Origin of the sequence: Nitrosomonas sp. HPC101 (assembly GCF_009833125.1) — a bacterium.
In the GTDB taxonomy this organism is placed as follows: domain Bacteria; phylum Pseudomonadota; class Gammaproteobacteria; order Burkholderiales; family Nitrosomonadaceae; genus Nitrosomonas.
Map to the genome: position 1 here is coordinate 206,967 of NZ_QRCC01000001.1, position 14,485 is coordinate 221,451.

General features: G+C 52.2%; 11 protein-coding genes. 6 read left to right on the top strand and 5 right to left on the bottom strand.

The window, feature by feature from the left end; translation table 11 throughout:
- Positions 1-108 precede the first annotated feature (108 nt).
- From dinB to ABO04_RS00950, 6 genes are all read left to right on the top strand, one after another.
- On the top strand, positions 109-1,263 hold the full coding sequence (dinB, locus tag ABO04_RS00925) for a DNA polymerase IV (RefSeq protein ID WP_160808732.1): 1,155 nt from the start codon (positions 109-111) through the stop codon (positions 1,261-1,263).
- A gap of 240 nt (positions 1,264-1,503) precedes the next feature.
- A complete protein-coding gene (locus ABO04_RS00930; protein ID WP_160808733.1) occupies positions 1,504-2,793 on the top strand; it encodes a TolC family protein in 1,290 nt (429 codons plus the stop codon).
- On the top strand, positions 2,790-3,959 hold the full coding sequence (locus tag ABO04_RS00935; RefSeq protein WP_160808734.1) for an efflux RND transporter periplasmic adaptor subunit: 1,170 nt from the start codon (positions 2,790-2,792) through the stop codon (positions 3,957-3,959). Before ABO04_RS00930 ends, ABO04_RS00935 begins: the two co-directional genes overlap by 4 nt.
- A gap of 1 nt (position 3,960) precedes the next feature.
- Positions 3,961-7,095 carry a CusA/CzcA family heavy metal efflux RND transporter gene (locus ABO04_RS00940; RefSeq protein WP_160808735.1) on the top strand — a complete coding sequence of 1,045 codons (3,135 nt, stop codon included), beginning with the start codon at positions 3,961-3,963 and terminating at the stop codon, positions 7,093-7,095.
- 33 nt (positions 7,096-7,128) lie between these two features.
- Positions 7,129-7,800: a response regulator transcription factor gene (locus ABO04_RS00945; protein ID WP_160808736.1), complete on the top strand. Its 672-nt coding sequence runs from the start codon at positions 7,129-7,131 to the stop codon at positions 7,798-7,800.
- The gene (locus ABO04_RS00950) at positions 7,797-9,182 is read left to right on the top strand and encodes a sensor histidine kinase (RefSeq protein WP_160808737.1); all 1,386 of its coding nucleotides are present in this window, start codon (positions 7,797-7,799) and stop codon (positions 9,180-9,182) included. Before ABO04_RS00945 ends, ABO04_RS00950 begins: the two co-directional genes overlap by 4 nt.
- Before the next feature lie 744 nt (positions 9,183-9,926).
- Here the strand turns inward: ABO04_RS00950 and ABO04_RS00955 are convergent.
- From ABO04_RS00955 to ABO04_RS00975, 5 genes are all read right to left on the bottom strand, one after another.
- Entirely contained in the window at positions 9,927-11,231 is a 1,305-nt protein-coding gene (locus tag ABO04_RS00955) for a M18 family aminopeptidase (RefSeq protein WP_160808738.1), read from the bottom strand.
- Between the two features lie 331 nt (positions 11,232-11,562).
- A complete protein-coding gene (locus ABO04_RS00960; protein WP_160808739.1) occupies positions 11,563-12,909 on the bottom strand; it encodes an ATP-binding protein in 1,347 nt (448 codons plus the stop codon).
- Entirely contained in the window at positions 12,906-13,592 is a 687-nt protein-coding gene (locus tag ABO04_RS00965) for a response regulator transcription factor (RefSeq protein ID WP_160808740.1), read from the bottom strand. The genes ABO04_RS00960 and ABO04_RS00965 overlap by 4 nt, the downstream gene beginning before the upstream one ends.
- Positions 13,593-13,660: 68 nt before the next feature.
- Complete coding sequence (locus ABO04_RS00970) at positions 13,661-13,963, bottom strand: PepSY domain-containing protein (RefSeq protein ID WP_160808741.1); 303 nt, start codon at positions 13,961-13,963, stop codon at positions 13,661-13,663.
- A gap of 83 nt (positions 13,964-14,046) precedes the next feature.
- Positions 14,047-14,400, bottom strand: coding sequence for a hypothetical protein (locus tag ABO04_RS00975; RefSeq protein WP_160808742.1), 354 nt, complete (start codon positions 14,398-14,400; stop codon positions 14,047-14,049).
- Positions 14,401-14,485: the final 85 nt, after the last annotated feature.

Consider the following 14,485-nt stretch of genomic DNA (forward strand, 5'->3'; position numbering starts at 1 on the left):
CGGCACGGCCTGAGCAGTCTGTCCGGTCATTCCCACAACCAGTAATTATAGTTTTTCCAGACGCGACAAACACCAAAAATCGCTCAAAGCTATTTCTGTCTCACAACCATGGAAAACCGTCATATTGCACATCTGGACATGGATGCTTTTTACGCATCGGTGGAGCTGTTGCGCTATCCGGAATTACGAGGATCACCAGTCGTCATCGGCGGCCGGTCGGTTCATCGGCCAATCCTGCAGCAAGATGGAACATGCCAGTTTGCAAAACTGCGCGAATACTCCGGTCGCGGCGTCGTCACCACTTCAACTTATGAAGCACGTGCGTATGGGATATTCTCAGCCATGGGTATCATGCAGGCAGCCAAGCTGGCACCTGATGCCATACTATTGCCGGCAGATTTTGACGCCTATCGTCATTATTCGCGTTTGTTTAAAAGAGCGGTTGCCAAACTTGTTCCGCACGTGGAAGATCGCGGAATCGATGAAATTTATATCGATCTGAGCCCATACCCTTCCGACAAAATCGCTTCACTCGTATTACGCATCAAGCAGGCAGTACACGCAACAACCGGTCTATCCTGCTCGATCGGCATAGCACCCAACAAGCTGCTGGCAAAAATCTGCTCTGATCTCGAAAAACCGGATGGATTGACTATTCTGCAACAGACCGACATTCCAAACCGGATCTGGCCTTTACCGGTTCATAAAATCAACGGTATCGGACCCAAGGCAAAGGAAAAACTCGCCAGACTGGGTATCCATACAATCGGAGAACTGGCCAGGGCCGAGCTCATTTTGCTCCAAGCTCATTTTGGTCAGCGTTATGCGTTCCAGCTGCATCACGCAGCACATGGCCACGACGATCGCCCGGTTGTAACCAATCCGGAACCCCGATCAATCAGCCGCGAAACCACCTTTGAACGGGATTTACACGCACGCAGAGATCGGAAAAAACTATCATATATTTTCACAGAGTTATGCACACGCGTTGCAGAAGATTTGCACCGCAAAGGCTATGTCGGACGAACCATCGGTATCAAACTCCGGTATAAAAACTTTCAGACAGTTACACGCGATCAAACCTTGCGCAGCCCCACTGCTGATGCACCCACCATTCGCAGAACCGCAGGAAATTGTCTCCGGCGTGTTCCTCTCGAACAAGAACTGAGACTGCTCGGAGTCCGTGTCAGCGCCTTATCACGCGCTGATGCACTCTCAGAGAAAGATCACCCTTTTCAGGAAGAGTTGTTTTATAACCAGTAGCACAACAAGATGCCAATCAAAGGGAGGCAGCGCAAAGCAAAATTGAATAAAATGCGTCCTGTTTGAAGTATGTGAACATGTTGAGTTTGTCCTGCGCCGTATATGCGCCCTCCATGAGATCTTGAACAGTTCTGATGCACCAATCGGATCAACCCAACAAACAATCTGTAACACCACCCCTTTGTCAGGTAAATGCAAGTTGAAGCAACCTATATTCGCTCTCCATGGAGACCGACTGTCATGCGTTGCTCAACTTTATTCATTCTTGCTTTATGGGCCGTACTCCCAAACTGCGGCCTGGCTGGTGACATTGCCGTCAGCCTGGAAGAAGCCGAACATCTGGCACTGACCCGCAATCGCGATATCCGCTTCGCCCAGCGCAATATTGAAGCTGCCGCAGCAGAAACACTCAACGCCGCCGCCTTCCCCAACCCTACACTAACGCTTAATGCCAGTCATTTAAATCTAAAATCCGATCCGACTACCGCGTTCAGCAACTCCAGAACACCAACCGAAACTCAGATCGGCATTGGGCAAACCTTCGAACGGGGTAACAAACGGGCACTGCGTATCGCACAAGCAGACAGTGAACTCACTGCTACCCACCTCGATCTCGATGACACACTGCGGCAAATCCGCCTCAATGTGCGCAGTGCCTGGTTCGAGCTTAAACGAACCGAACATCACGCCGAGCTGAGCGGCATCATTGCCAACCAGTCCAGGCACATCCTGGAACTCGCACGCCGCCGCTACCGGGCGGGTGATTTATCTGGTGCCGATCTGGGGCGTTTCGAAGCCGATGCTGCCAGAGCGCAAGCCGATGAGCGAGCTATACAAGGAATACTTGCACGTACACGTACTGAGCTGGCTATTCTGCTAGCTGATGAAAATCGCGCACAACAAATTACGACACGGGGCGACTGGCCTGCGGGGACAGTCGTATTGCCGAATGCAGCCACCCTCGCCGCTACCATTGAACAGCGCCCGGACACACTGGCTGCGGCCGCCAGAGTGGAAGCTGCCCGGCGCAATGTAGACCTGGCGCAAGCCAAACGTACTCGTGATGTCACTGTCAGCCTTCAATATGAGCGCCAACCGGGTGATATCGTCCAACCCCGTAATTCTCTCGGGGTTGAAGTCTCTGTTCCGTTATTCCTCGGTAATCATTTCGAAGGCGACATTCGCCGCGCCCATGCCGAGCTGGCTCTCGCAGAGGATCATCTGGAAGCAATTCGCGCCCGTATCCGGGCCGAAATTGACCAGCTTACCAGTGAATTACAACATGCCAGTGATCGCTGGCAGGCCTTGCAGGAACAGGCACTACCCGCCGCACGCCGCACTGCTAGCGCCGCCGAACTCGCTTTCAATAAAGGAGCCATCAGCGCCCTGGAGTTTCTGGATGCGCAGCGCACCTTGCGATCCTCCGAGTTGGATACGTTACAAGCGCGCAGCGATCTGGCAAAAGCACGTGCCGCTCTGGATGCTGCACTGGAAACCGCTTCATCCAAGGAACAGGAACCCGCTTTATGAAGAAATTTGAATTCAGCAGGATAAAGGCAATCACCACTACCCTGGCCATCGTAGCTGCAAGTTTCGCCGGTTACTCCTATTTCAGCCAGACTGTCACTCGGCCTCCAGCTGAAAATATTGACCCGGATTACAACCGCGATCAGCTGACATTTTCACCAGGGGCTCCCCAGCTTGCCTATGTCAAAACCAGTGCTGCCATTTCAGCCATGCTGCCAGCCAGCGAGCCACTGGCTGCAAGGCTAGCACTGGCAGAAAATCTGACTGCCCGCATCATTCCGGCTGTAGCGGGCCGAGTCCTGCAGCTGCACGCCGAGATCGGTGACGCAGTCAATACAGGTGACCCCCTGGCAACGATTGACTCTCCTGATTTTGGCGCCGCCATTGCTGATCTGCACAAGGCCGAGGCCGATGCTGTACAAAAGCAACTTGCCTATAAACGTGCACAGGAACTGCTGGCCGGCGAAGCCATTGCCCGGCGTGATGTTGAAAGCACCAGAGCGGAATGGCAGATTGCGGCTGCAGAAGCTGAACGTGCCAGGTTGCGCGTCAGGAATCTATCCCCGAGTAATAAAATACAAAACGAACAGCTTGTATTGCGTGCCCCTGTTGCAGGCATTGTGGCCGAACGCCAGGCCAACCCGGGCACAGAGGTCCGTCCGGACCAGCCTGCACCATTATTCGTCATTTCCAATCTATCCCATCTATGGGTACTGGTAGACATACCGGAATACCTGATTGGGCGGGTGCATGCCGGTAACCCGCTGCTACTGGCCTTTGACGCGTTTCCGGGAGAATCTTTCATCGCTACCATCACTCGCATTGCCCCCCAGCTTGACCCGAACGTCCGCCGGGTGCAGGTACGTGCCGAAATCGACAATCCTGACGGTCGTCTGCGGCCGGCCATGTTTGCCCGCGCCCGGTTAGTCGATCCGAAAGCAATCAGTGTGACGCGATTGCCAGCGGTATCGGTCATCACCAATGGCGTTTATCCAACAGTTTTTGTCGAAACCAGTCCTGGCCAATTCACCCGGCGGCAGATCCGTATCGCTTTCCAGGATGCTGAATCTATCTGGCTTGAACCAAAAAATGGCGGGATAGCGGCAGGAGAAAAGGTGGTCACCGACGGGGCCATGCTGCTGGCCTCAGAACTTGCTGCTGGTAGCTGATATGCTGAGCCGTCTTATCGCATTCTCGATCAAACAGCGACTGTTCGTTCTGATCATGGTCGGCGCACTGCTGGTGGCTGGTATACGCGCCTTTATCGAACTGCCGATTGAAGCCTTTCCCGATGTGCAGGATGTCCAGGTACAAGTAATTACACAGGTACCCGGCCAGGCTCCGGAAGAAGTCGAGCGCAGCGTCACGATCCCGATCGAGCGGGAAATGAGTGGCGTATCGCAAATGACCCAGCTACGTTCGGTTTCCATTACCGGATTATCAGTCATCACAATGCTGTTCGCCGACGGCACCGAAGACCGGTTAGCGCGTGCACAAGTGCTGGAAAAGCTGCAGATCGTCGATCTACCTGATGGTGTAACGCCTGCGCTGGCCCCTTTAACCACTGCCGTAGGTGAAATTTACCGCTATGTGGTTGACGCCCCACCGGATTTGCCGCTGTACGAAGTCCGTGCGATTCAGGACTGGGTTATCCGGCCCGAATTACGGCGCGTGCCGGGCGTTGCTGATGTCATCAGCTTTGGCGGTACAGTCAAGGAAATCCAGGTTAACGTTGATCCGAATGCATTGCGTAAATTCGGGTTAACACTGGATCAGGTAAGCCAGGCTCTCAGTGAAAATAATGCGAATGCAGGCGGCGGTATCATCCGGCGTGGTGGTGAGGGGCTGGTGCTGCGCGCCATCGGACTCTTCCGTACTGTTGAAGATGTCGCCGCTACGGTCATCTCAGTACACGATGGCAAACCTATCACTATCAGCGATATCGCCGCCGTCCATATTGGTGAACATACCCCTTCCGGAATCGTTTCTCTTGCTCAGCACGGCGAGGGCGGCAAGACCTCGAATCGCGACTCTATCGTCGAAGGTATCGTGGTCATGATCAAGGGCAGTGATCCAAGCAAAATCATCCAGACGCTCAAGACCCGCGTGGATGAACTCAACAGCCAGTCCAAGCTGCCACCCGGTGTGCAAATCCATCCGATTTATGAGCGTACCCAGCTGATCAGCCACACTGTGGCCACTGTGGGAGAAAACCTGCTCGTCGGTGCGCTATTGGTCGTAGCTGTATTGGTTATATTTCTGCGCGACTGGCGATCATCATTGATCGTAGCCTGCATCATCCCGCTGACGCTGCTGTTTGCATTCATCATGATGAATGCGCGTAACGTCTCGGCCAATCTGATTTCGCTGGGTGCGGTCGATTTCGGCATCATTATCGACAGCGCCGTTGTATTAGTGGAAGCATTGATGGTGCGAATGGCGTTGCAACAGGAGCAAGCGCCGGGACATGATGCTGTCAAATGGCGTATCAGTGCACTGCGGCAGACTGCCGTCAGCCTGAGCAAGCCCATTTTGTTTTCCAAAGCGATCATCATTCTGGCCTTCGTGCCAATCTTCACGTTTCAGCGCGTGGAAGGCAAAATTTTCTCCCCGGTGGCCTTTACCCTCTCTTTCGCTCTGATCGGTGCCATCATCCTGACGCTCACCCTGGTCCCCGCCCTGCTTTCCTACCTGCTGCAGCGTGGCCCTGTATCGGAGCCTCACCTCGTCTGGATGAAACGGCTGCAACGCGGTTACCGGAAACTACTCGACTGGGTCGATGCCCGCCCACGCATCATGGCCGGGATCACGGTGGGTTCGCTGGCAGGTGCGCTTACACTATTACCGATCATCGGCACGGAATTTCTGCCCAAGCTCGACGAAGGCAATATCTGGCTGACCATCGCGCTGCCACCTGCCACTCATCTGGAGCAATCAAAAGAAATTGAACGTGCCGTGCGGGCCAAACTGATTGCGTACCCGGAAGTCAAGACTGTCGTAGCTCAGGTTGGCCGACCAGATGATGGTACCGATCCCAAGGGTGCCAATAACATGGAAATCCTGGCTGATCTCAATCCGCGCAGCAGTTGGCGATTCAGCACCAAGGAAAAACTGGTGGCGGACATGTCGCAATCGCTCAAGGCTATTCCCGGCCTGCCCACCAATTTCTCTCAGGTTATCCAGGATAACGTCGAAGAATCCCTGTCCGGCGTTAAAGGTGAAATTGCTATCAAGGTATTTGGCCCGGATCTGGAAATTCTGGAAGACAAGGCGGAACAGATCGTTTCCCTGCTCAACCACATCCGCGGGGCAGTGGACGTGGCTGCCATCAAAGTGGGCGGGCAGACTGAAGTCACCGTTACCCCGGATCGGCAGAAATTGGCACGTTACGGTATCAACATCGCAGACATCAACAATCTTTTCCAGACAGCGTTCGGAGGCAGTGCCGTCACCGGTTTTTATGAAGGCGAACGGCGCTTCAACGTCAATCTCCGGTTAGCGCCGGATTACCGGCATACCATTACTGATATTGCCAATCTGCAAATAGCAATCCCGGGCAGTACGAATGCGTTCCTGACACTGGGCGAACTGGCTCGTATCGATGTACGCCAGGGCGCCTCCCGCATTGCACGCGAGGCGGGAGGGCGTGCCGTCTCAGTCAAAGCCAATCTGATGGGACGCGACCAGGGCAGTTTTGTCAGTGAAGCCCAAAAAAAGGTAACCGAACATGTCCATCTGCCCCCCGGCTACCGCATCACCTGGGGTGGGCAATTTGAGAACCAGCAACGTGCGATGAAACGGCTAATGATCATCGTTCCCGTTAGTCTGCTTGGTATCTTTGTACTCCTGTTCTGGGCATTCAAATCACTGCGCTCAGCCTCCATCATTCTGCTGATCGCCCCGCTGACCCTGATTGGCGGCCTTTCCGGCCTGGCACTCACCGGCCTGCATCTTTCCATTTCAGCTGCGGTCGGATTTATTGCAGTCTCCGGCATCGCCGTACAGAATGGTGTCATCATGGTCGAAGAAATTGTTGGTCTGCTGCATAAAGGCCGACCATTCGCGGAAGCAGTCCGGGAAGGTGCCGTACTGCGCCTGCGCCCGATCCTGATGACAGCCCTGATGGCGGGTCTCGGACTGCTGCCGGCGGCACTTTCCCACGGCATCGGCTCGGAAACACAGCGACCGTTTGCAGTTGTGATCGTTGGCGGTATTATCTCCGCCACCTTCTTTACACTGGTACTGTTGCCGCTGATGTTCAACCGGCTGGCACGGCCGAAGCCTAAACAGGACGAGCAAGCTTGATTGTCGTGCTATCAATCAGATAAAGGGGGAGCGATGCGTATTTTAGTAGTGGAAGACGATTCCCTGGTGGCCAGCGGGATCAAACAGGGTCTGGCCAACGCCGGCTACACCACGGATATGGCAGAAAGTGCCGAACGCGCAATACAGTATCTCCAGGCAGAAAATTTTGATCTGGCGGTTGTGGATATCGGCCTTCCGGGAGCCGATGGTTTATCGCTGGTACAGCATCTGCGGAGCAGAAAAATACAACTGCCTGTGCTGTTTCTGACCGCACGGGGCAGCATGGAAGACACCGTTACCGGCCTGGATGTTGGGGCAGACGATTATATGGCCAAACCATTCCGGCTGCCGGAGTTGATTGCCCGCATCCGCGCATTGATCCGCCGCGCCTACTCGGTTACCAGCACCGAACTGCGGCACGATCAATTGGTTCTCGATACCGCCAGTCACACCGCCACGCTGCACGACCAACCCCTCTTTTTGACTCTGCGCGAATGGACCATTCTCGAAATTCTACTGATGGCCTCGCCCAGAGTCGTCAGCAAGAATAAATTGCTGCAAAGCCTGACGGGGTGGGACAGGAACATTACACCCAATGCCATCGAAGTTCATGTATCGCGATTGCGTGCCAAAATCGCACCTGGCGGCATTGGAATTCGCACGGTTCGTGGTATCGGTTATCGCATCGATCAGAGCCTTTCATGAAATCTGATCCAACTCATCCACTGGGGTTACGACAAAGATTATTGCTCTGGATATTACTCCCCCTGATCGCAGTATTTGTCGTGAGTATTCTGTTTGATTATCGCCTGGCACAAGAAACCGCCAATACTGCCTATGACTATTCGCTCAACAACGCAGCGCTGGATATTGTGGCCTATATTCATACGGTCGGTCTGAACTCCGAATTACATCTGTCTCCTGAAGTAGAAGCCATGCTGCGTTCCAATGCGATGAACAAAACTTTTTTCGCCGTTCGCAATGCTGATCAGAATCTGCTAACAGGCGATGCCGATCTGCCAATCTATCCCGGATCACTGCATGAACGACCCCCATTCGTCGATGACGTCTACCAGGGTGAAAAAATTCGCGCCACGACTCATCGAGTTGTTATCGACGGCAATGAAATCACCATCACGGTTGCTGAAACCATGCGCGAGCGGGATCACGCCAGCCATCGCATACTCCTTGCAATTACCCTTCCTAATCTGCTGGTCATCGCTGCAACACTGCTGGTGATCTATTTTGGCGTCCGACGCGGGCTGGCACCGCTTGTGCACATTGAAAACCAGATTGCCAGTCGCTCGCCACACGATTTACGCGCACTCGATATCGAGCACGCTCCGCGCGAAATCCGCCCGATGCTCGCCCGGCTCAACGAGTTGTTTGAATCACTGCGCCTGGCTGCTGCGGCCCAGCAGCGTTTTCTGGCTGACGCCGCACACCAGTTACGCACACCACTTGCCGGCCTACAGACTCAGATCGAACTGGTAGCTATTGAAGGAAAATACCTGCGCAATGAAGAACGATTAGCGCGTATCGAGGAATCAGTCGAGCGTATTGCACATCTCGTTACCCAGCTGCTGATCTACGCACAAACCGAACCGGCGGCTTCTGCCAACCAGATTTTTCAGCCCGTAGCGCTGCATGAACTGGCTGAAAGCTCAGCGTCAACCTTTATTGATCGCGCCCTGCTCAAAAATATCGATCTCGGCTTTGAAATCAAACCGGCTATTACCGAAGGGATCGCCTGGATGCTGCGTGAAGCGCTGGGGAATCTGATTGACAACGCACTACGCTACTGCCCTACCGGCAGTACCATCACGGTTTGCAGCGGCATCTGTTCCGGCCATCCCTACCTCGCGGTGGAGGATAACGGCCCCGGCATTTCGACTGAAGAACGCGACAAGGTATTTGAACGCTTTTACCGTATTCCCGGATCGGCCAGTGATGGTTGTGGCTTGGGTTTGTCCATCGTCCAGGAAATTGCACAACTGCACGCTGTAATCATTCACTTCTCTGAATCGACCGGAGGTGGCCTGACAGCAACCCTCATTTTCCCCGCGAGTACTATGCAAAACGAATGATATGCAAAAAAAAGGCCTGTCATTTCACAGAAATGTAAAAGGACAGGCACAAGTAGAGGAGGAAGCAACCTTTACTCGCAGAGCACCTGTTAATTCAGCTTAAAACACAAGGAAAAAATCTATATTTTTCCCTCATATTTTTATTCATACTGCATAAACATGAACCTGAACATCAGGTGATACGGATAATGAGATAATTATGCCTTGATAAAACCTGTTTGAAAATGTGACATATTGTCGCAGGCAAGATGATGCTGATGATGCCCGGGAAGATGAAAGAAACTGCAGGCAAAGGGCTGTGATATACAATCGGTGTCACACAAAATGATTCCATTTTAAAGAGTTGCTCACGGTTTGAGCTTTGTTGTTTTCTCTTGCCGTAGTCGACAGTGCTCACCATCGGGACAATGTCCGAGCCATCAAGGTATTCCTGTCTTTCTGACCAACTTCAACCCTTACCGATTTTATAAGCGCCGCTTCGACCCAAAACGATCAAGTCACCCGCTCATTTCTAAATCCTTTCTGCCGGCAACTCTCCTGTATTCGCCAGCAAATGTTGGCACACACCTGGATCTTGGCCTTCTCGATCTTACGTCTGACCTGCTACAGCGCACTGCGCTTATCGAGCCTCTTACGTTTTCCACGTGTACTCGGCGTCGGCGAAGATTATCTGCTTCACCGGAAAAATCGGTGCGTGAAATCCAGGTATTTTGCCAAAATCAGGAAGCCTTATTCAGAGGGTCCCTAACTCAATAAAAACTGTTTCAGCACTCTGATCATATATTCGTGATCCTGCACGCCAGCGCTTTCCCGGATGCTGTGCATCGCCCACATTGGACAACCAATATCAATACTGCGGATGCCGAGTTTAGCCGAGGCCATCGGCCCGATGGTGCTGCCACAAGGCAAATCCGAACGGTGCGAGTAGCGTTGATAAGGTACATCGGCTGCCTCACACCAATGAATAAAGTGGGCGGCAGAAATACTTTCCGAGCTGTAGCGGTGATTTGCATTGAATTTAATCACCGGCCCCTGGTTCACGAACACTTTGTGATCCGCATCATACGCCGCAGGGAAATTGGGGTGATAAGCATGTGCCATATCCGCACTGACGAGGAAACTCCGGGCCAGCGCACGCGCAGCGTCTTCATGATCAGAGGAAGCAGCCTGGCTGATCCGCAGCAATACATCGGCCAAAAGACTGCCGTCAGCGCCAATATAACTTTTACTGCCAATTTCTTCATGATCAAAGAACGCACAAACAAGTGTACCTTCGGCATGATTCAGGGCAGCATCATCCAATATTGCCTGCAATCCGGCATGGCAGGAGGCCAGATTATCAATCTGGCTATTGGCATAAAACACTTGATCTGCTCCCCAGAACACCCCTTTCTGCGTATCATAGACTGCCAGATCCCAGGACAGGACTTGTGAAGCACCGATCCCCGTCATTTGCTCCAGTAATGTCAGGAAGCAGGATTGCGGCAATTGGTCACCGGTTAACTGCGCGAGGAAGGGCAACAATTCATTCTGCTTATGCAGCTTCAGCCCTTCTTCATTGACACCACGATTCATGTGAATTGCCAGGTTCGGTATGCGCAGCAACGGTTGATCAATACGCACCAGTTTATGCGCAAGATGCCCGCGCCCGTAGGTATAGCTGACCCGCCCGGCCAGACTCAAATCGCGATCGGCAAAGGTGGCAAGAATGGGTCCGCCGTAAACTTCAACTCCCAGACGGACGATGCCATCACTGGCGGCTGCAGCATTCGGCCTGATCCGCAACCCGGGCGAGTCAGTATGCGCGCCGATAATCCTGAATCCGGATTCTGCTGGTGGCTTATGTCCCTGCACAAACAATATGATCGAAGAATCATCCCGCACGACATAATATCGCCTACCCGGCCGTAATTTCCATTTAGCCGTTTCATCGAGCCGGATAAACTGAAATTTCTCGATTTCTGCTTCAATCGTAGCAACTGCGTGCCATGGACTCGGACTCTGATCAATAAAGTCCAGCAGATGCTGTACATACATTTGAGCTGTCATGATTAGTCATTTTTGTTCAGGGATCCGCTGAAACATGCTGGCGAGACAACACAGACAGTTCTGCAGAAAATCCCTGGGGAACCTCTGCAAAACTATCTGCGTTGTCGTTTCTGCGTTAAAAGTCGGCTTAAAATGCTCATTTATTACGTCGTATAAACTCCGCTTTTTTGCCGACTTTTGCCTTGAACTGACTGCCTCGCTGACGTTTTTAAGAGGTTCTCTGGCTGTTTATAAATCAGTATCTTTCCAGAAAGAAAAATACAACCCCGGTTATTCGAGCCTATTTTAGCAATCATCCGCCATAACAGGCTGTCTGTATTGGGGATATCTATCAGCCTACATGAACAGATTCCAAGTGCAAGATCACGTTGAGGCCACCCTCAGGATGGTTCTCAAGCAACAACTCTCCTCCGTATACCTGCATGATGTCACGCACAATGGCCAGTCCGATACCATGACCAGAAGTGGACTGATCAGCACGTACGCCGCGTTCCAGAATACGGGCAATTTCATGCGGTGGAATGCCAGGGCCGTCATCTCTGATCTGAATCTCCACTCGATCTCCCTGATAACCGGCTGATAAATGAATGCTATGACGGCACCACTTGAATGCATTGTCGATCAGATTGCCAAACAACTCCATCAGATCTCCTTCGTCGATGCGCAGCCGGATGCTGCTCTCAATGTCCACTGTAACCTTCGGATGCTTGTGGCGATAGACCCGGGTAACCGTGTTGACAATTCTGTCGATCATCGGGCGCAACAGGATCACCCCCATGCCCGGTGAACTGCCGGCAGTTGCGGCGCGACGCAACTGATACTGGATTGTGTTATCCATACGGTCGATCTGCTCCTGAATCGCTCTGTACCGGATCACCTCCTTGTCTTCGCCATGAATTGCACCTTGCAATATAGCCAGTGGTGTTTTCAGGCTGTGCGCCAAATCGGCAAGACCGTTGCGATAGCGTTTCTGCTGCTTATGCTCGTGGGCGATCAGGGAGTTGATGCTGTCGGTCAGCAATTTAAGCTCTCTGGGATAAATACCCTTGAGACTTTCCTGCCGACCGGATTCGATTGCGGCAAGCTCCACGGAAACCTTGCGTAATGGCAGCAATCCCCAGCGTAATACCAGCATCTGCGCAACCAGCAAAACAATCGCCATTACACCCAGCCAGCCCCACAAATCTTCGCGATAGCGCTCTATTTGTGCTTCGAGTAGCGTGGTATCAGTAATGACGTTAAAAGTCAGCGGGTAATCACCGGAAAGGGTCTCCCAGGCAATGCTGTAACGATAGATAAAGTGCGGCTCATCGTTCAGCAGGATTTTCTCAAATATTTTTTCTCCCTGTTCCAGTGGAGCAATAGCCGGAACAGGTTTATTCAGTGACGAAGTAGAACGCCAAACAATGGTATTGGCAGGATCAACGATGAAAGCATAGGTATGTGAATTAACGCCTGCAAACTCCGCATCCAGCTGATAAACGGGTATCTCCAGTTTCCCGGATTCTTCCACTTCGGCATCACCCATCAGCATCAACAGTTTTGTAAACAGCCGATCTTTCACCCCGATGCGTGCGCTATCGTAGAAAGCACGATCCAGCGTGAATGCAATCCCGCCGATAAAAACCAGCAACACCAATGCAGCACTCAGCAGAACGCGCTGATTGAGTGACATCATGATGATTTATTACATTCCAGTACGAAGCGGTAGCCGCGCCCGCGCAGGGTTTCAATCGGTTTCAATGTACCATCGGGATCGAGTTTGCGCCGCAATCTGCCAATCATGACTTCAAGTACATTACTGTCCCGATCTTCGTTGTGCGGATAGAGCGCATCGGCGAGCGTATATTTGGAAAGCACTTCACCCTGATGGCGTACCAGTTCTTCCAGCAGGCGATATTCAAACGAAGTCAATTCGATATTCTCACCGTTGACGGCAACCTGTTGTGCCGTCATATCCAGCACAATGGGGCCACATTCCAGTAAGGCTTGTGAGATACCGGTGGCACGGCGTAACAGCGCCTTGAGCCGTGCTTGCAGTTCTTCCATTTGGAATGGCTTGGTCAGATAATCATCCGCTCCTGTTTCCAGCCCCTGTACCTTGTCTTGCCAGCTGCTGCGTGCGGTCAGGATCAAAATCGGCAGCAGACTGCCACCCTGTCGCAACGTTTTGATAATATCCAGACCGGATTGACCAGGCAGGCCAATATCAATAATGGCGGCATCGATACGGTATTCCGTGGCAAAAAACAATCCCTCTTCCCCGTTGCTGCAGGTATCAACCAGGTAACCTGCTGCTTCCAGCTGCTGACGAATCTGGTTTTGCAAATGAAGCTCGTCTTCGATGACCAGAATACGCATTCAAGCCTCTTGTCGCACAGATTGACAATAAAGTGCGCCGGATTGAATCGTCCTGACGATCATGAAATTTATTTTGAAGATTGAGTTGACACAACAGCGCCATTCTGCGCATTGATCAGAACAGTGTGAACGATCCCCCGGTCACTGAGTATTTTGACGCGATAAAGATTATCGGTCCGATTGATTGCCAGCACACGCCCCTTGAAATGCCGCTGTGCAATTGCAATTGCCCGTTGTTCAGAAATAACACCGCTCGCTGAATGACCTGCCTTATTGTGCTCGCTGGCTGCATTATGCCGGCCGGCTGTGGTATTGGACATCGCAGCGATCATGATCAGCATAACCAGTAACGCTTGCTGCCATCCATTCATAACCCCTCATCCTTGCACGCCGGTCATTGAAATCAGACGAAAGCAGGATAAGTTTTTAGTTTATGCCTGCTCTCGCCTTCGCATCAGAAACGTAACATAAAATCTACATTCCCGGTATTGATCCCCATATTCACCCGGGGCGGAATAACATAAACCGGCGCCGGGGGATAATAGTTGTAATTATAGCCATATTGCGGTTGCGGATAGTAGACAGGTGGCTGACTATAGAGCTGCACGTACCCTCTGGAACGACGATGGCGATGACGATGGCGATGACGATCATCATCGTAATCGTCATCGTAGTAATGATGGTGATGGTGATGGTGTTTATGGCCACGATGTCCTCTATCGGCGTGTACCAAAGAAGGGACTGCCAAACCGGCAGTTAATAATGTGATTAATGCCAAGCCACCCAGTTTCCCAATTTTGACATTCATGGTATTTCTCCTTGGTATTCTTTTCAGGTTGATTCCTGATGGTACCAATTTACGTCATCTGACTGAACCAAAGCTGAATAGAAAC